Genomic DNA, 16,699 nt, shown 5'->3' with positions numbered 1-16,699 from the left:
CCATGACAGCGGGCATTTGCTGCACCGGGACGGTGCGATGAGACCTGCGTCTATATCCAACTGATTGATACTTAAGTGTTTATGCCGCTGGCACGGGCCTTGCGATGGTTCTGGCGTCCGGGTGACAAGGAGTACGGCATGATCCGCACTTATTATGATGAGATGTACGACGGGGCAGGGCAGGTGCGCCCCCATTACCGCGAATTCGCCCGCTGGTTGGCCGACACGCCGGCCGAACTGCTGGCCCAGCGCCGGCGCGAAGCCGATTTGCTGTTTCACCGGGCCGGTATCACCTTCACCTTGTATGGCGATGAGCAAGGTACCGAGCGCCTGATCCCCTTCGACACGATCCCCCGCAGCATCCCGGCCAGTGAATGGCGGATCGTCGAGCGCGGCTGCATCCAGCGGGTCAAGGCGCTGAACATGTTTCTCGCCGACCTGTACCACGAACAACGCATTATCAAGGCCGGGATCATCCCCGCCGAGCAAGTCCTGGCCAACGAGCAGTACCAGTTGGCGATGCAGGGCCTGGACCTGCACCGGGATATTTATTCCCACATCTCAGGTGTCGACCTCGTACGCGATGGCGACGGCACTTACTACGTCCTCGAAGACAATCTGCGCACCCCCAGCGGCGTGAGCTACATGCTCGAAGACCGCAAGATGATGATGCGCCTGTTCCCCGAACTGTTCGCGGCCCAGCGCATCGCGCCCATCGACCACTATCCCAACCTGTTGCTCGACACCCTGAAAAGCTCCAGCCCGCTGGATAATCCCAGTGTGGTGGTGCTGACGCCTGGGCGTTTCAACAGTGCGTTCTTCGAGCATGCATTCCTGGCCCGGGAAATGGGCGTGGAACTGGTGGAAGGCGCCGACCTGTTCGTGCGTGATGACCGCGTGTTCATGCGCACCACCGATGGTCCCAAGGCGGTGGATGTGATCTACCGTCGCCTCGACGACGCGTTCCTCGACCCGCTGGCCTTCAACCCGGACTCCATGCTCGGCGTGCCGGGCCTGCTGGCGGCGTACCGCTCGGGCAACGTGGTGTTGGCCAATGCCATCGGCACCGGGGTGGCGGATGACAAGTCGGTGTACCCCTTCGTCACCGAGATGATCCGTTTTTACCTGGATGAAGAACCGATCCTGAAGAATGTTCCGACGTTCCAGTGCCGTAATCCCAGTGAACTGTCCCACGTACTGGCCAACCTTCCGCAACTGGTGGTGAAGGAAACCCAGGGCTCCGGTGGCTATGGCATGTTGGTCGGCCCGGCCGCCTCGGCGGCGGAAATCGAAGCCTTCCGCGCACGCATCAAGGCCAAGCCCCACGCCTATATCGCGCAACCGACCCTGTGCCTGTCGACATGCCCGACCTTCGTCGAAAACGGCATCGCCCCACGGCATATCGACCTGCGCCCGTTTGTGCTGCAAGGCAAGGAAACCCGTGTGGTCCCCGGCGGCCTGACTCGTGTGGCGCTGCGGGAAGGCTCGCTGGTGGTCAACTCGTCCCAGGGCGGCGGCACTAAAGACACCTGGGTGGTCGAGGATTGAAATATGTTGAGTAGAACTGCCTCGGATTTGTATTGGATGTCGCGCTACCTGGAGCGCGCGGAAAACCTCGCGCGGATGCTCGATGTCAGTTATTCGCTGTCGCTGATGCCCCAGGACGGGCGCGGCGATGGCCTGCATGAACTGGCGATGCCGCTGCTGATCACCGGCACCCTCGACGATTACCGCGAGCGCCACGGTGAGTTGCACGCCGAACGCCTGCTGCACTTCTTCGCCCTGGATGCGGCGAACCCGGCCAGCATCTACAGCTGCCTCGGCGCTGCACGCGCCAGTGCCCATGCCGTGCGTGGGCGAATCACCGCTGACATGTGGGAAAACATCAACGCCACCTGGCTGGAGATTCGCGACATCGCCCAGCAAGGCCTGAGTCGCTACGGCATGAGCCGGTTCTGCGAGTGGGTCAAGGAACGTTCCCACCTGTTCCGTGGTGCCACCTACGGCACCATCATGCGTAACGACGCCTTTCGTTTTATTCGCCTGGGCACCTTTATCGAGCGCGCCGACAACACCCTGCGCTTGCTCGACGCCCGCTATGAAATGGCCGGCGACCAGGCCGAAGCGGTCACCGATGGTACCGCCCATGCCTACTATCAATGGAGTGCTTTGTTGCGGGCGTTGTCGTCGTTCGAGGCCTACACCGAAATCTACCGTGATGCCCCGGGCGCCCGACAAGTCGCCGAGCTGTTGCTGCTGCGCGCCGACGTGCCGCGGTCGCTGCGGGCCTGCAGTGAAGAGATCGACCAGATCCTTGGCAGCCTGCCCGGCATCAACGGTCGCCCGGCCCAGCGCCTGGCAGCGGAAATGGACGCACGCCTGCGCTATACCGCCATCGACGAAATTCTCGAGGAAGGCCTGCACGCTTGGCTGACCGACTTCATCCCGCTCGTGCGCGAGCTGGGCGATGCTATTTACAGTTCCTACCTGGAGGCGGCATGAGACTTTCCATCAGCCACGAAACCACCTACCACTACGAAGACCAGGTGCGTGCCAGCATCCAGTACCTGCGGCTCACGCCCCACGACAGCGAGCGCCAGCATGTCCTCAGTTGGCAGTTGGACTTGCCCCGGCCGGTACGGGCGCAACTGGACCCGTTCGGCAACATCCTGCACGTGTTGACCCTGGACGAGCCCCATGAAGCCATCATCATTGGCGCCCGTGGCCAGGTGGATATCGACGAATTGCGCGAGGCCGAACATGAAAGCCAGTCGGCCTTCCCGTTCCTGCGCTGCACCCGGTTGACCGAGCCGGACGAGGCCCTGCGCAGCTTTGCCGAAAAGCATTGCCATCAACGCCGCGACCGCAGCGCATTGATCGACCTGATGCACGCGCTGAACCAGTACATGACCTATTCGCCCGGCTCTACCGAAGTCGACACCTGTGCGGCCAAGGCGTTTGCCGGGCGTGCCGGGGTGTGCCAGGACCACACCCACGCCTTCCTCGCCTGTGCCCGCAGCCTGGGGATTCCGGCGCGTTATGTGTCGGGGTATTTGTATAGCGAAGACTGCGAGCACCTCGCCAGCCATGCCTGGGCTGAAGCGTGGCTGGATGACGCCTGGTACAGTTTTGACGTGACCAATCAACTGGCGCGGCCGGAGCGGCATTTGAAGCTGGCGGTGGGCCTGGATTACCTGGACGCCTGCCCGGTACGAGGCATGCGTCGTGGGGGAGGGCATGAGCAAATGCATGCGAAGGTATTTGTAGCGCCGACACCGGTGATTTCGGTGCAGCAGCAGTAGGATCCAGGGAGAGAGGGAGCTGTGTGTAGCAGGAAAGCTCTCCGTGCCAGGACAGCTTTTTGTGGCGAGGGAGCAAGCTCCCTCGCCATAGATTTACCTGAGCCTTAAGGCTGCTTTCTGCCCGCCATATGCTTCAAATACCCCACCAGCAGATCCAGGTCCGCATCCGGCAACACGCTGGTGGCAAACGCCGGCATTTTCGCCTGTGGCCAGTGCCGCATGCTTTGCGGATCGCGGATGTAGCGCTTGAGGAAATCCCCGGCAAAATATTCAGTGGGGTTGTAAGGAATATTCAGATCCGGCCCCACCTGCGCATCGCCGGCCCCGTTCAGGCGATGACATGCCAGGCAGTTCTTCTGGAACAGTGCGAACCCCTGATTCACCGAGTCATTCGCCGCCAGTTTCGGATCCGGCAACAACGCCGGGAAGCGCTCCGCCACCGTCTTCAACTGCTTGATCCCGGAAATCTGAAACGGCCACTGCTCAGGGCTGATATTGCCTGCCTGCGGATCGGTCCACACCAGATAAAACGGCCCGGCACTGGGCTTGCCGTCTGCCAGTGGCGGCCACGGATGCGCCGGATCTTCCACCGCCAGCCAGGCCCGCGCGCCGCTTTTTGATAGCAGCGGTGCCGCCGTCAGTTCCGCGGCAAAGCCGTCGAGGGCCACTGCCTGCAGATGGTTTTCCGGCGTGATGCCCGGCAACAGTGCTGCCAGCGGCACTGCGCGATACGTCATGTTGCGCTTGTAGGAAACGTCATCAACGATCTGCACCGTCTGCACATCCGGACGCTTGAGCAGTTCGGTGGTTTCCCAGGTTTTGCTGGCGTGATCCAGCTCGACGGTCAATTTCGCGGCGTGCGCCGGCAAGGCCAGCAGCAGGATCAGGAGGACGATGATCTGTTTCAAGGAAGGGCCACATATCGGAAAAGGCGGTGGAACTCACGATACCGCAAAATCACAAAATCTCGGCGCGCAAAACGGCAGCTCCTGACGGGATCGCTATACGCAATATCCCGAAAGGCGCTGCCAAAGGCTGCGATCCTGGCGCTGTGTCTGCGCAGAATGTGGGGTGTGAGAGGTCACCCAATGACCTTGGTGAGGTTGGGCAAGATCAGAATCAGGGTGGTGGCGAACAGAATAAGTCCCGCCTGACGTACTTTCGAATGCTTGAACATGGCTGACTGCCTTTTGTTGTTATTCCTGAGCGTCAAATGCGTGCCGGTCGATTCAACTATGACGGTGCTACATGACTCTTTTCTTACAGTTCCTACAGGTGCTCCAGCAAAACCCGGCAGCAACCTTTAACTTCTCTTACAGATTCAACCTTAGAGCCCTCGTTCTACATGGCTTAGATCCATTTCGTCTCATCACCTGAAGAAAAATTATTAAAAAGGCATGAGGCCAATTGCCAGCCAGACGCCAGCCCTACGGCTAGACAGCTAAAACGATTAATCAGCCGATTCCCGTAGCCTCCTACCGTTCGTCTGAGCGTGAGCGTCAAGGTCAATGAGCGGTTCGGTCATTGAATCCGGCGCCCTGGCGCCTAAGGTAAGGACACGATTCGTTGCATAGTGATTCGAGGACGTCATGACCCAAGCTTTGATCTTTGATGCGATACGCACGCCCCGGGGCAAAGGCAAGGCGGATGGCGCCCTGCACAGCGTCAAGCCGGTGAACCTGGTGGCCGGTTTGCTGACGGCACTGCAACAGCGCACCGACCTCGACACCCGGCAAGTGGATGACATCGTCCTGGGCTGTGTCACACCGATTGGCGACCAGGGCGCCGACATCGCCAAGACCGCCGCCTTGGTGGCGGACTGGGATATCAGCGTCGCCGGTGTGCAGATCAACCGGTTTTGCGCCTCGGGCCTGGAAGCCGTGAACCTCGGCGCGATGAAAGTGCGCTCCGGCTTTGAAGACCTCGTGGTGGTGGGCGGCGTCGAGTCCATGTCCCGAGTGCCCATGGGCAGTGACGGCGGCGCCTGGGTGCTCGACCCGCAAACCAATATGCACAGCCACTTCACCCCGCAAGGCATCGGTGCCGACCTGATCGCCACCCTGGAAGGCTTCACCCGCCAGGACGTCGACGCCTTTGCCCTGCACTCACAGCAGAAAGCGGCGCGGGCCAGATCAGACGGTTCCTTCAACAAGTCGCTGATCGCCGTGCAGGACCAAAATGGCATTGTGCTGCTGGATCAGGACGAATTCATCCGTGCCGACTCCACCCTCGAAGGCCTGGGCAAACTCAAGCCCAGCTTCGAAATGATGGGCCAGATGGGCTTCGACGCCACGGCGTTGCGAGTCTATAGCCACGTCGAGCGCATCAACCACGTGCACACACCGGGCAACAGTTCCGGGATCGTCGATGGCGCGGCGCTGATGCTGATCGGTTCTGAAGCCAAAGGTCGCGAACTCGGCCTGCAACCCCGGGCGCGGATCGTCGCCACCGCTGTCACCAGTACCGACCCCACCATCATGTTGACCGGCCCGGCACCGGCAACCCGCAAGGCACTGGCCAAGGCGGGTTTGCGGGTTGAAGACATCGACCTGTTCGAGGTCAACGAAGCGTTTGCGTCGGTGGTGCTCAAGTTCATCAAGGACATGGGCATCGACGCCGCCCGGGTCAACGTCAACGGTGGCTCCATCGCCATGGGCCACCCGCTGGGCGCCACGGGCTGCGCGATTCTCGGCACCTTGCTTGATGAGCTGGAGGTACGCCAGCAGCGTTATGGCCTGGCCACCCTGTGTGTCGGCGGCGGCATGGGTATCGCCACTATCATCGAACGCCTCTGAGCCTAAGGAATCAGTCATGACCGATGCCATTCGTTACGAAAAGGGCCAGGACCAGATTGTGGTGCTGACCATCGACATGCCCGGCCAGAGCGCCAACACCATGAACGGGGTGTACCGCGAGGCCATGGCGGCCACCGTCGCCCGCCTGGACGCCGAGAAGGATTCGATTGCGGGCGTGATCATCACCTCGGCGAAGAAGACCTTCTTTGCCGGCGGCGACCTTAATGAACTGATCAAGGTCGACAAGCCCCACGCCAAGGATTTCTACGACAGCGTGCTGGTGCTGAAGGCGCAACTGCGCACCCTGGAAACCCTCGGCAAACCGGTAGTGGCCGCGATCAACGGCGCAGCGCTGGGCGGTGGCTGGGAGATCTGCCTGGCGTGCCAGCACCGTGTGGCGCTGGACCACAAGTCGGTACAGATTGGCCTGCCGGAAGTCACCCTCGGGCTTTTGCCGGGTGGCGGCGGTGTGGTGCGCATGGTGCGGATGCTGGGCCTGGAAAAAGCCTTGCCCTACTTGCTGGAAGGCAAAAAGATTACGCCGCAGCAGGCGCTGCAAGCCGGGTTGATTGATGAGCTGGCGGCAGACCGTGACGAGCTGCTGGCCAAGTCCCGGGCGTGGATTCTGGCCAACCCCGAGGCGAAACAGCGTTGGGACATCAAGGGCTACCAGATCCCGGGTGGTACGCCGTCCAACCCGAAAGTCGCGCAAATGCTTGCCATTGCGCCATCGATCCTGCGCGCCAAAACCAACGGCTGCTTCCCGGCCCCGGAGAAAATCCTCTGCGCCGCCGTGGAAGGTGCCCAGGTGGATTTCGACACCGCGCACTTGATCGAGACCCGCTACTTCACCGAGCTGGTCACCGGGCAAGTGGCGAAAAACATGATTGGCACCTTCTGGTTCCAGCTCAATGAAATCAATGCCGGCAGTTCGCGGCCCCAGGGCTTTGCGCCGTATGTGACACGCAAGGTCGGCGTGCTCGGCGCCGGGATGATGGGCGCGGGCATTGCCTACGTCAGCGCTTCGGCGGGCATTGAGGTGGTGCTCAAGGACATCAGCCAGGCGGCGGCAGAGAAGGGCAAGGCCCACTCGGCCACGTTGCTGGACAAGAAGGTCGGGCGTGGGCAATTGACCGCCGAACAGCGGGAAACCATCCTCGCGCGGATTGTTCCTACCGAATCCGATGCTGATCTTGCCGGCTGCGACCTGATCATCGAAGCCGTCTTCGAGGATCGGGAACTCAAGGCCAAGGTCTCGGCGGCCGCGCAAAACGTGGTGGGTGCCGAAGCGGTGATCGCCTCCAACACCTCCACTTTGCCCATCAGCGGGTTAGCCACCGCCGTTCCAGACCAGGGCAAGTTTATCGGCCTGCACTTCTTCAGCCCGGTGGAAAAAATGCCCCTGGTGGAAATCATCAAGGGCGCCCGCACCAGCGACGAAACCCTGGCGCGGGGGTTCGACTTCGTACTGCAAATCAAGAAAACCCCGATCGTGGTCAACGACAGCCGCGGCTTCTTCACTTCAAGGGTGTTCGGCACCTTCACCAATGAAGGTATCGCCATGCTCGGCGAAGGCGTGGCCGCACCGATGATCGAGACCGAGGCGCGCAAGGCCGGGATGCCGGTGGGGCCGCTGGCGGTCTCTGACGAAGTTTCCCTCAGCCTGATGAGCCATATCCGTCAACAGACGGCCAAGGACTTACAGGCCGAAGGCAAGCCGTTACCGCAGCACCCGGCGTTTGCCGTGATCGACCTGTTGCTCAATGAATACAAGCGCCCGGGCAAGGCGGCGGGTGGCGGTTTCTACGAGTACCCGGCGGGCGGGCAGAAACACCTGTGGTCGGAGCTGAAAAACCGCTTCGAAAAGCCTGGCCAACAGATCTCGCCGCAAGACGTGCGTGACCGTTTGCTGTTCATCCAGGCCATCGAAACCGTGCGCTGTGAGGAGGAGGGCGTGTTGATGTCGACGGCTGATGCCAACGTCGGCTCGATCTTCGGTATCGGTTTTGCCGCCTGGAGCGGCGGAGCGCTGCAATTCATCAACCAGTACGGCCTGAACGATTTCGTCGCCCGCGCCCGCTACCTGGCCGAGCAATATGGTGAGCGCTTCACGCCGCCGGCGCTGCTGTTGGAGAAAGCTGCACAGGGTGAAGCGTTTCGGTGATCCAAATGTGGGAGCGGCGGTGCGACGATTCGACTTGCTCGCGAAAGCGGTGGATCAGCTAACGAGTGTGTTGACTGACACACCGCATTCGCGAGCAAACCCGCTCCCACATTGAGCATGGCGATGGGGCTTGCCTTGGAAGGGTATTTCAAGGCAGGCTCTGGGGGTGTTCATTATTCCCATCGCCGTGTCAGGTATTTTTTATGTCGTTACGCGTGTGCATCCTGGAAACCGATATCCTGCGTCCTGGGCTGATCGATCAGTACCAAGGGTACGGGCAGATGTTCAAGCGCCTGTTCTCCAAACAGCCGATTGCCGCCGAGTTCGTCATCTATAACGTGGTGCAGGGTGAATACCCGGCGGATGAAGAAGTCTTCGACGCGTACCTGGTGACGGGCAGCAAGGCCGACTCATTTGGCACCGATCCGTGGATCCAGACCCTCAAGACCTACCTGCTGGACCGCCATGCCCACGGCGACAAACTGATCGGCATCTGCTTCGGCCACCAGTTGCTGGCGCTGCTGTTGGGTGGCAAGACCGAGCGGGCGACCAAGGGCTGGGGCATGGGCATCCATGACTACAAACTGAACGCCAAGGCACCGTGGATGAGCCCGGTGGTGGAAGAACTGACGCTGTTGATCAGCCACCAGGACCAGGTCACCACCTTGCCGGAAAACGCCACCGTGATCGCCTCCAGCGAGTTCTGCCCGTTTGCGGCGTACCACATTGAAGACCAGGTGCTGTGCTTCCAGGGCCACCCGGAATTTATCCACGACTATTCCCGCGAGTTGCTGGAGATTCTTCAGACAACGCTGGGGGAGAAGGTCTACACCAACGGTGTGGCCAGCCTGGAGCGAGACCATCACGGCGTTACCGTGGCGGAATGGATGATGCGGTTTGTGGCGCACAAACCAAAAGAAGGAGCGGCCTGAAACCGTCCAGGGCAAGAAGCACGGTCTTCAAGGCAAAGCAGGTTAATGTAGGAGCTGGCTTGCCTGCGATAGCATCACCTTGGTGTAACTGACAAACCGAGGTGCCTGCATCGCAGGCAAGCCAGCTCCCACACTTTTGATCTTTAGCAAATTGAGCTGGGTTTGTTACAGCCAGCCTGAACGCTTGAAGCTGGCCCACAAACTTGTACACCCCACCGCAATAAACCCCAGCACCGCAAAATAGCCGTAGTGCCACTGCAGCTCCGGCATGTTCTGGAAGTTCATCCCGTAAATCCCGGCCACCGCCGTTGGGAACGCCAGAATCGCTGCCCACGCGGCAAACTTGCGTTGCACCACGCTTTGGCGCGAGGCTTCCAGCAACACCCCAATCTCGATGGTCTGGCTGGCGATATCCCGCAAGGTGGTCAGGTCTTCCATCTGCCGGGTGACGTGAATCTGCACATCGCGAAAGTACGGACGCATGTTCTTGTCGATAAACGGGAAGCTCAGTTTCTGCAATTCCTGACTGATCTCCACCATCGGTGCCACATAGCGCTTCAGTCGCAGCACATCGCGGCGCAGGCCGTGGAGCTTCTGGATATCCGCTTCATTCAGGGAGTTGCACAACACGTTGCGCTCCAGCTCATCGACCTCGGCATGAATCGCCTCGCTCACCGGCTGATAGTTCTCGGTAACAAAATCCAGCAGCGCATAGAGTACGAAATCTTCCCCATGCTCCAGCAACAGCGGTCGCGCCTCACAGCGCTGGCGCACATAGCCGTAGGACGCCGAATGGCCGTTGCGGGCAGTGATGATGTAGCCGTTGCCGGCAAAGATATGGGTCTCGATAAACTCCAGCTTGCCGTTATCGCGCACCGGTGAGTAGGTCACGATAAACAGCGCGTCGCCGAAGGTTTCAAGCTTGGGCCGGCTGTGTTTTTCCAGGGCGTCTTCGATGGCCAGTTCGTGCAGGTTGAACTGGCGCTGCAGGTTGGCCAGTTCCAGCGCGCTGGGCTCCTCCAGGCCGATCCACACAAAGTGGTCAGGCTTGGCGGCCCACGCGGCGCCTTCGTCGAGGGTGATATCAGTGACTTTCTTTCCGGCGCTATAGACGGCGGCCGCAACAACTCTACCCATAGTGCTGATCGCTTCTTCTTGAATGGCAGATGACAACTGTCAGGCAGCTTAGCTGCCCTGCCCAATCAGAGTCAGCAAATTCGGCGGGGTTCAGCCGTGATTGCAGGCGTGGTTTGCAGCTCGCGGTCCATCGCCTCGATGCAGTCGCGCATTTGCTCGCGACAGGTCTGCATTAACAGCGGCATGTCATCCATCGTCAGCCCCTTCGTAGGAATCGGCGGCAACGAGCGAATCAGAATATCGCCACTGTTCCAGCGATTGAGCTTCATCTGCTTCACATAGGTGCTGACACACACCTGCACAATCGGCACGCCTGCGGCGATCGCCATCTGGAACGCGCCTTTCTTGAACGGCAGCAGGGTTTCACCGAAGTTGCGCGTGCCTTCCGGGAACACCCAGATCGAGGTGTCGGCATGCTGCAAGGTGTGGGTGGTGGTCAGCATCGAACGCCGCGCCTTGTGCGCATTGCCCCGGTCAATCAACACATTGCCCGCCAGCCAGAACAACTGTCCGAACAACGGCACCCACTTCAGGCTCTTCTTGCCGATACACACCGTGCGGTACGGCACCACGGTGCCGAACACAAACAGGTCGTAGTTGGATTGATGGTTGGCGATGATCACGCAACTGCTGGGCTTGTTACGCAGCGAGTCGACATCGGCCTTCACTCGCAGGCGCAATAGCCACATCGCCGGTACCGCATACAGGCGCGCGCAGTAACGGCTGTTGTCCGGATTGAACGGCCGACAGATCCCCAGCAGCACGCCCAGTACGCCCGCAATCATAAAATGCAGGCCCATCAACAACATGCGTAACAAAAAAAGCATCGACACGGCCCATCGGGACAAAAGGTGGCGCAGTGTACGGATGTGCACTGTATTCGGCAATTGCCCCTATAGAGTCAGGAGATAGGCGATGTTTAAGCGCATGTTTCAACATGCTGTGACAGACACTGTTTAGAGCGGTTGTAGGCAATCCGGAATTCTTTGTAAGAAAAAGCCCGACTCAAGGTCGGGCTTCGATTCAGCAGGCGTAGGTTTGATTAACCCAAGTGCCCCTGATCCTGAATGATCGCGTCATCCAGGGCTTCCAGCAGCGCCTTACGCACCTTCAGCTTGGTGTGCTTGTGGGCGTTCATATTGATCTTCTTCAACTGGCGAGCCGCTTCCAGTGCAGCTGCCTGCAACGCTTCCGGCGCGACCACCTTGTCCAGGAACCCGGCGCTCAACGCGTCCTGCGGGTTAAACATCTCGGCATTGATCACCGAACGGTGGAACGCCGACTTGCGCAGACGATCCCGCGCCAGCTCGATCCCGGCGTGGTGCATGGTCATGCCGATCATCACTTCATTCAGGCCAATGCTGAAAGGCCCGTCCACACCGATCCGGTAATCCGCCGACAACAACAGGAATGCCCCCTTGGCCACCGCGTGCCCGGGGCACGCCACGATCACCGGGAAGGGGTGCGACAACAGGCGGCGGGCGAGGGTGGAGCCCGACGTCACCAGGCTCACGGCTTCTTTAGGGCCGGCGGTCATCACCTTCAAATCATAGCCACCGGACAAAATCCCCGGCGTGCCCGTGATGATCACCACCGCCCGATCCTTCTCGGCCTGATCCAGCGCTTGATTAAACGCACTGACCACTGCCGGCGAAATGGCATTCACCTTGCCGTTGCTCAGGGTCAGGGTCGCGATACCGTCTTCGAGGTGGTAGGCAATCAACTCACTCATGACGCGATTCCTTGTAATGCTTGTAATAGAAGGACAGACGGCAGACGTTACCCACCGCGCCCGCCCTGGTAAAGCGCCATGACTGACTACCCAGTCAGACTTTTCCCCCATGCCCGCCCGCAGGCGGCCTTCGGCAAGGCGCAGCAGCTACTATAGACAAGCGCCGCGAGTGCCCGAGAATGGCAGAATCGCCTTGGTGTGCATGGCGCCGCAGAGGTCTGGAACGGCATAACCGCCTAAGCGCATGAAAATTCTGAAAAAAACCTTTGCCATCGGAAAAGCTTTCGACTACATTAGCGCGCCTCGACAGACTGAATCAGTTTGACGAGATACGGTGAAGTGTCCGAGTGGCTTAAGGAGCACGCCTGGAAAGTGTGTATACAAGAAATTGTATCGAGAGTTCGAATCTCTCCTTCACCGCCAAATTCGATGTAAACAAAACCCCTGGTTTCGAGAGAAGCCAGGGGTTTTGTGGTTTCTGGGGTTTGAATACAGGGTTGTGCTAGAGAAAAATTTTCTCTAGCATCTGTCCCCATGGCTACCCTTCACAGTGAACGAAACTGGAAAATAAAAATCTATCCCGACGACCACGCGCCGCCGCACTTTCACGTGCAAACGCCGGACGGAGAGTCGTTGGTTCAGATAGAAGGGCTGGTGGTTCTCGGCAAAGGTGCCGAAACCAAGGCCTTGAAAGCTGCCCTGCTTTGGGCAAAAGTCCATACCACTGATCTTTGGCGCGTATGGAATGAACAAAACCGGAGGAACTGACTTATGACCAGCAAGCTTCGCATCTCTGCTGTGCAACCAGTTGCCGGCAAGCATGCCATCGAAATTGAGTGGAATAACGGTAAGCGGCACACCGTTGATCTCACTGATCACATAAATACCTTCCCGATTCTAAAACCCCTTCAGGACTTGGCTCTATTTGGTCGGGTTGAAGTCGGTGAGTGGGGCTTTGACGTGACTTGGGGCAATGACCTGGAGTTGTCCTCCGTCACCTTGCATCGTTTGGCGCTGGAACAGTCCGGCGAGGTCATGCTGACGCAGGACTTCAGAAAGTGGATGCTCAGCAACAATCTGTCGCTCTCCGCTGCGGCTGTGGAACTAGGCTTCACTCGTAGGACCATTACTTCCTACAGCAGCGGGGCCGCTCTGATTCCCAAGCATGTAGGGTTGGCGTGTAAGGGGTGGGAGTACGAGCATAAGGCTCGTGGCACACGTTGCGTTTAGGTTGGGTAATGTTCGCAAAAAGGGATGACTGAGAGGTCGTCCCTTTTTCGTTTTTGCGGGGTCAAGCCAATGGGTTCAGGAATACTGCGCTGCCATCCTCCGACCTATGACATCCAGCAGATCGCATCCATCGCGTAACGGAATTGCGCAGAGCAAGGAAAAGTCGCCCAGCACGACCGTATCACTACTGATTTCTGCACGCAGCGCCAGGTTTTCTAGAACTTGGGTTACGGCGCGAATCCGATAGTTTGCAGCATCAAGCAGGACATCCAGCGGTGCTGTTGTGTCTACGAAAAGGGCGGGTGTGGTGCAGTCGTTGCTGGTGAGTGCCATATATTGATTCATACGGGAGTCCATCTGAGACAAATAGAAAAATAGCTAACCTTTTTTCAAGTTAGACCTTCATAAAACAGCCGCCGCCTGAAAAACTGGTTCGCAGAGTTTTAGTTTTCAGATTTGTCTTCGAGTCGCCAAACTCGGTCGCCATGACGGCGACCGAGGAACTATAGACCTAGCATTACGAAGCGGGCAGGGCATGCCTTCCGATTGATCTGTAGGAAATCACTCCGACTGACCAACTGCACGCCCTCAAGCCTGCACATACACCCAAGCCGTCAACCCCGAAGCCAACCCCACCGAAACCCGCTTATAGTCCGACACTTCATACGCATCCGCCGCCGCCAGTTCCTGCTCGGTAATCTGAAACACCATCCCTTCAACACTGTCCTCATTCCGCCCGCTCGGCGAAACAATCGGATGATGGGTCTTGCCACTGGCCGCCAACACCTCAGGATCGGTAATCTCCACCCAGCTTGTCGAATACCCCAGCATCGCATCCTGCTGACCCACCAACTCCCGCCCAAAGTTGGCCAGCTGCACTGCCTTGTCCTGCAACGTGCCGTAGGAAAACAACAGCACGGGAAATTCGGTCGAGCGTTCCATCTTTATTCCTTGAAAAAGTTAAGCCAGCAAATCTTCGTAAAACGCACCATAAGCCCCGCTCGGGTGCGCGATCTGTATCTCCAGAATCCACAGCCCTTCATTCGGATACTGGTCAAAATCCCCAAGATCACCGCCACGGTAAATCGCATGGGGAAAGTCGCTGACACGGTGCCCTTTGATGTCCAGGTTCAGCACCCAACCCATTTCCTTCGCTTGCTCTTCGGCAAAACGATACAGCTCCAGGCCGACGACTTTATCGTTCCTCCAGCGCCGCTCAACCCGATCAAACAACTCTTTTGCCGCGCTCGCACACGCCTTCAGCTCGGGGTCGTTACCGGTGCTGAAGGTCGCCCCCGCATCACCTTCATGGCCTTGCCAAACGGCGCCCATGTCGATGAAGTAGATGTCGTTTTCCCCCAGCACCGGGTCGCCGTCGGAGCGTTCCTTGAAGGTCTTGAGGGTGTTGGCGCCGAAGCGCACCAGCAGCGGGTGCCAGATGCGCTGCATGTCGAGGTCGGCGAGGACTTTTTTGCCGAGTTCGCGGGCTTCGGATTCGAGCATGCCGGGGCGGATGAGTTTGGACAGCGCTTCGATGGCGCGCCAGGTCATGGCCTGTGCGTAGCGCATTGACTCGATGCTGTAGGCGACGCCCACAGCTTCCTTGGATGATTGTGCGGTCACCGGCTTTTCCTCGGCTTTATAGTGTCAGGCGTTATGCGTTTTACTATATAGCGAGTAGGTGTAGGTCCCCAAGCGGATATGCCGGAATATGCCGATGTTTTCTGACGCGAGGGGGCTGGTGAATATAAGTGAGTCTAGGAGGAGGGGGTATCAGATGGTCAGTAGAAGATTCCCGCAAGATTGCCCTTTTCTACGAATTCACGCGGCTCGCGTAAAATTTGCTCCAGAATTGAGAGTCTCGAGCTGCCTTCTTCGCGTAGAAGGGTACCGACGAGTAGGCCTCTTTTAAGCGTCGCGAGCCCTGCGCCCGCCTTTCGGCTTCCTGGATGCTCAAAGCTCCACTTTGCCAGATTTCCATCCAGAAGCTGTCGGCCCGCAGTGTCTCGGAAGGTTTTGTTTGCGAAGTCGTAATAAGCATTTCGTACCTCCGGCACGTAGAAGGTCAGGGATTCATAGGTCGTTTTAATCATACGCTGGATATTGCCAAGCGTGTCACCCTCAACCCAGCTCAGCGACGGAATGCCCAGCTGTTCATCACCGTCAATTTGCCGCAGATGGGGTCGGACATGGTCAGTTGTTTTGTGTTTGAGGGCGGATGAAAGCATTGCATCGGTTCTGCGGCGCGTTGCTATGTCCGATAGTCCGTCCGGGTCACCGATAAACTCGCGCTTTGTATTGGCTGCGAAGGCCCCCACAGCGGCGTATATACCGTTACCACCTCTGCCTGGCTCAACCCAACTTACATCAATCCAAACCTTTTTTGGCTTCACCATCACGGAGAAGTAGTTTCCATTCATCCCTTCCGTACGAAAGGTATAAACCTCCGTATCGGAATAGATTTTCTCAACCTCAAAGCCGATAAATTTGGTGCCGAGGCTCACTTCCGGCATTAACTCAGTCAGGTATTTGGTGCTACTGGTCTGGTAGAGAAACAGGTCCTCCACTTGAGCGAAGATCTGAAGGCATTCTGCCGCGAAGTAATCATCCAGTGAGGTGTTCAACGTTACAGGGCTTCTGGCATCCGGGACGCACTGACTGAATTCGTTTTCTCCCATCAATAGTCAACTTTCCAGGTTGCGATGGCGAGTTTTATAGTCGGTTTGGTTTGGTGATAGCTATCAGCGAAATACGACGATACGTGACGCCGTATTTCTGCTTCCGAAGGGCGATGAAAATCCAGCTCTCAAATATGCAACCATGCCATCCCGCCGAGCACCACGCTCACACTGCCAGCGGTGTAGGCCATGCGCTTCAACCATTCCTTCCTTGTCAGCAAGGTAATTGCCGCCAGCGAAATCGCGATCTGAATCGCGGTCATCGCCTGTGCCCAGCGGTGATGTTGGTGCAGTGCCTGTTCGGACTTTTCATCCCATTCCTTCGAGGTGGCTTCGAGCTTTTCGGCTTGTTTGCGCACGTCTTCCTTCTGGGTTTTATAACGCTCGATCTCGTCGGTGTAGTGCTTGGCATCAACCCCCGGAATATGCGTCGCCAGCTCCGCAAGGTTCTGCCGGCTGGATTTGGCCTGGTAGTAGTTCCACTGGTTGGCGGCTTCGGTCTTGAAGATGGCGGCGTTGTTTTTGTCCATCGCCGCTTCGCTTTCGGTGGAGCCGGCCTGGTAGCTGAGCATGGCGCCGACGGTGGCCATGATGGCGGTCATCACGGCGATGCGGCTGGCGAAATTGTCCCCGCTGCGGTGGGCATGTTCGGTGGCGTGTTCGACGTGTTTTTCGTGGGGGCTGGGGACTTCGAAGGCTTCGGACATGGGGGCGTCTATGAAGGGTTTG

Annotated in this window: 17 protein-coding genes and 1 tRNA gene; 9 read left to right on the top strand and 9 right to left on the bottom strand. The window is 58.5% G+C overall.

Annotated features, from left to right (window positions below):
* The first annotated feature begins 138 nt into the window (after window positions 1-138).
* From HX821_RS00855 to HX821_RS00845, 3 genes are read left to right on the top strand one after another with little or no spacing between them, the layout of a single operon-like run.
* A complete protein-coding gene (locus HX821_RS00855) occupies window positions 139-1,548 on the top strand; it encodes a circularly permuted type 2 ATP-grasp protein (protein ID WP_004371206.1) in 1,410 nt (469 codons plus the stop codon).
* 3 nt (window positions 1,549-1,551) lie between these two features.
* Window positions 1,552-2,502, top strand: coding sequence for an alpha-E domain-containing protein (locus HX821_RS00850; protein ID WP_004371204.1), 951 nt, complete (start codon window positions 1,552-1,554; stop codon window positions 2,500-2,502).
* Window positions 2,499-3,302 carry a transglutaminase family protein gene (locus tag HX821_RS00845; RefSeq protein WP_004371203.1) on the top strand — a complete coding sequence of 268 codons (804 nt, stop codon included), beginning with the start codon at window positions 2,499-2,501 and terminating at the stop codon, window positions 3,300-3,302. The genes HX821_RS00850 and HX821_RS00845 overlap by 4 nt, the downstream gene beginning before the upstream one ends.
* 104 nt (window positions 3,303-3,406) lie before the next feature.
* Here HX821_RS00845 and HX821_RS00840 read toward each other — a convergent pair whose 3' ends face one another.
* Complete coding sequence (locus HX821_RS00840) at window positions 3,407-4,210, bottom strand: cytochrome c (protein ID WP_177035134.1); 804 nt, start codon at window positions 4,208-4,210, stop codon at window positions 3,407-3,409.
* Window positions 4,211-4,891: 681 nt separating this feature from the next.
* Here HX821_RS00840 and HX821_RS00835 point away from each other — a divergent pair.
* From HX821_RS00835 to HX821_RS00825, 3 genes are all read left to right on the top strand, one after another.
* On the top strand, window positions 4,892-6,097 hold the full coding sequence (locus HX821_RS00835; RefSeq protein WP_008434901.1) for an acetyl-CoA C-acetyltransferase: 1,206 nt from the start codon (window positions 4,892-4,894) through the stop codon (window positions 6,095-6,097).
* 16 nt (window positions 6,098-6,113) lie between these two features.
* On the top strand, window positions 6,114-8,261 hold the full coding sequence (locus tag HX821_RS00830; protein WP_177035133.1) for a 3-hydroxyacyl-CoA dehydrogenase NAD-binding domain-containing protein: 2,148 nt from the start codon (window positions 6,114-6,116) through the stop codon (window positions 8,259-8,261).
* A 203-nt stretch (window positions 8,262-8,464) separates the two neighbouring features.
* A complete protein-coding gene (locus tag HX821_RS00825) occupies window positions 8,465-9,193 on the top strand; it encodes an amidotransferase (RefSeq protein ID WP_177035132.1) in 729 nt (242 codons plus the stop codon).
* A gap of 165 nt (window positions 9,194-9,358) precedes the next feature.
* On the opposite strand, the gene HX821_RS00820 is transcribed toward HX821_RS00825, so the two are convergent.
* From HX821_RS00820 to HX821_RS00810, 3 genes are all read right to left on the bottom strand, one after another.
* On the bottom strand, window positions 9,359-10,330 hold the full coding sequence (locus tag HX821_RS00820) for a magnesium and cobalt transport protein CorA (protein ID WP_177035131.1): 972 nt from the start codon (window positions 10,328-10,330) through the stop codon (window positions 9,359-9,361).
* A 71-nt stretch (window positions 10,331-10,401) separates the two neighbouring features.
* Window positions 10,402-11,157 (bottom strand): 1-acyl-sn-glycerol-3-phosphate acyltransferase, encoded by a 756-nt coding sequence (locus tag HX821_RS00815; RefSeq protein ID WP_010165976.1) that lies wholly within the window; start codon window positions 11,155-11,157, stop codon window positions 10,402-10,404.
* Between the two features lie 215 nt (window positions 11,158-11,372).
* Complete coding sequence (locus tag HX821_RS00810; RefSeq protein WP_102604813.1) at window positions 11,373-12,062, bottom strand: crotonase/enoyl-CoA hydratase family protein; 690 nt, start codon at window positions 12,060-12,062, stop codon at window positions 11,373-11,375.
* 333 nt (window positions 12,063-12,395) lie between these two features.
* Here HX821_RS00810 and HX821_RS00805 point away from each other — a divergent pair.
* From HX821_RS00805 to HX821_RS00795, 3 genes are all read left to right on the top strand, one after another.
* Window positions 12,396-12,485, top strand: a tRNA-Ser gene (locus HX821_RS00805).
* Between the two features lie 111 nt (window positions 12,486-12,596).
* A complete protein-coding gene (locus tag HX821_RS00800; RefSeq protein ID WP_087692755.1) occupies window positions 12,597-12,830 on the top strand; it encodes a DUF4160 domain-containing protein in 234 nt (77 codons plus the stop codon).
* Window positions 12,831-12,833: 3 nt separating this feature from the next.
* On the top strand, window positions 12,834-13,292 hold the full coding sequence (locus tag HX821_RS00795) for a DUF2442 domain-containing protein (protein WP_087692754.1): 459 nt from the start codon (window positions 12,834-12,836) through the stop codon (window positions 13,290-13,292).
* Window positions 13,293-13,367: 75 nt separating this feature from the next.
* Here HX821_RS00795 and HX821_RS00790 read toward each other — a convergent pair whose 3' ends face one another.
* The 5 genes from HX821_RS00790 to HX821_RS00770 all read right to left on the bottom strand — a co-directional run bounded on the left by HX821_RS00790 (window position 13,368) and on the right by HX821_RS00770 (window position 16,677).
* Entirely contained in the window at window positions 13,368-13,637 is a 270-nt protein-coding gene (locus HX821_RS00790; protein WP_087692753.1) for a short-chain dehydrogenase, read from the bottom strand.
* Window positions 13,638-13,880: 243 nt separating this feature from the next.
* Complete coding sequence (locus HX821_RS00785; RefSeq protein ID WP_008434891.1) at window positions 13,881-14,234, bottom strand: gamma-glutamylcyclotransferase family protein; 354 nt, start codon at window positions 14,232-14,234, stop codon at window positions 13,881-13,883.
* A gap of 18 nt (window positions 14,235-14,252) precedes the next feature.
* Window positions 14,253-14,915, bottom strand: a complete 663-nt coding sequence (locus HX821_RS00780; protein WP_177035130.1) for a M24 family metallopeptidase — start codon at window positions 14,913-14,915, stop codon at window positions 14,253-14,255.
* A 158-nt stretch (window positions 14,916-15,073) separates the two neighbouring features.
* Window positions 15,074-15,916 carry a hypothetical protein gene (locus HX821_RS00775; protein WP_158660303.1) on the bottom strand — a complete coding sequence of 281 codons (843 nt, stop codon included), beginning with the start codon at window positions 15,914-15,916 and terminating at the stop codon, window positions 15,074-15,076.
* A 182-nt stretch (window positions 15,917-16,098) separates the two neighbouring features.
* Window positions 16,099-16,677, bottom strand: a complete 579-nt coding sequence (locus HX821_RS00770) for a DUF4337 domain-containing protein (protein WP_102369684.1) — start codon at window positions 16,675-16,677, stop codon at window positions 16,099-16,101.
* Window positions 16,678-16,699 lie beyond the last annotated feature (22 nt).

This window comes from Pseudomonas sp. B6001, from assembly GCF_013386015.1.
In the GTDB taxonomy this organism is placed as follows: domain Bacteria; phylum Pseudomonadota; class Gammaproteobacteria; order Pseudomonadales; family Pseudomonadaceae; genus Aquipseudomonas.
The sequence above is the reverse complement of the archived record's forward strand: the minus strand, read 5'-3'. Positions and strand labels throughout refer to the sequence as shown.

Bases quoted from the DNA above. Each gene is read 5' to 3' on its own strand.
- HX821_RS00845 (WP_004371203.1), top strand. From the start codon at position 2,499: ATGAGACTTTCCATCAGCCACGAAACCACCTACCACTACGAAGACCAG.
- HX821_RS00815 (WP_010165976.1), bottom strand. From the start codon at position 11,157: ATGCTTTTTTTGTTACGCATGTTGTTGATGGGCCTGCATTTTATGATT.
- HX821_RS00855 (WP_004371206.1), top strand. From the start codon at position 139: ATGATCCGCACTTATTATGATGAGATGTACGACGGGGCAGGGCAGGTG.
- HX821_RS00830 (WP_177035133.1), top strand. From the start codon at position 6,114: ATGACCGATGCCATTCGTTACGAAAAGGGCCAGGACCAGATTGTGGTG.
- HX821_RS00785 (WP_008434891.1), bottom strand. From the start codon at position 14,234: ATGGAACGCTCGACCGAATTTCCCGTGCTGTTGTTTTCCTACGGCACG.
- HX821_RS00835 (WP_008434901.1), top strand. From the start codon at position 4,892: ATGACCCAAGCTTTGATCTTTGATGCGATACGCACGCCCCGGGGCAAA.
- HX821_RS00800 (WP_087692755.1), top strand. From the start codon at position 12,597: ATGGCTACCCTTCACAGTGAACGAAACTGGAAAATAAAAATCTATCCC.
- HX821_RS00850 (WP_004371204.1), top strand. From the start codon at position 1,552: ATGTTGAGTAGAACTGCCTCGGATTTGTATTGGATGTCGCGCTACCTG.
- HX821_RS00790 (WP_087692753.1), bottom strand. From the start codon at position 13,637: ATGAATCAATATATGGCACTCACCAGCAACGACTGCACCACACCCGCC.
- HX821_RS00770 (WP_102369684.1), bottom strand. From the start codon at position 16,677: ATGTCCGAAGCCTTCGAAGTCCCCAGCCCCCACGAAAAACACGTCGAA.
- HX821_RS00820 (WP_177035131.1), bottom strand. From the start codon at position 10,330: ATGGGTAGAGTTGTTGCGGCCGCCGTCTATAGCGCCGGAAAGAAAGTC.
- HX821_RS00810 (WP_102604813.1), bottom strand. From the start codon at position 12,062: ATGAGTGAGTTGATTGCCTACCACCTCGAAGACGGTATCGCGACCCTG.
- HX821_RS00795 (WP_087692754.1), top strand. From the start codon at position 12,834: ATGACCAGCAAGCTTCGCATCTCTGCTGTGCAACCAGTTGCCGGCAAG.
- HX821_RS00825 (WP_177035132.1), top strand. From the start codon at position 8,465: ATGTCGTTACGCGTGTGCATCCTGGAAACCGATATCCTGCGTCCTGGG.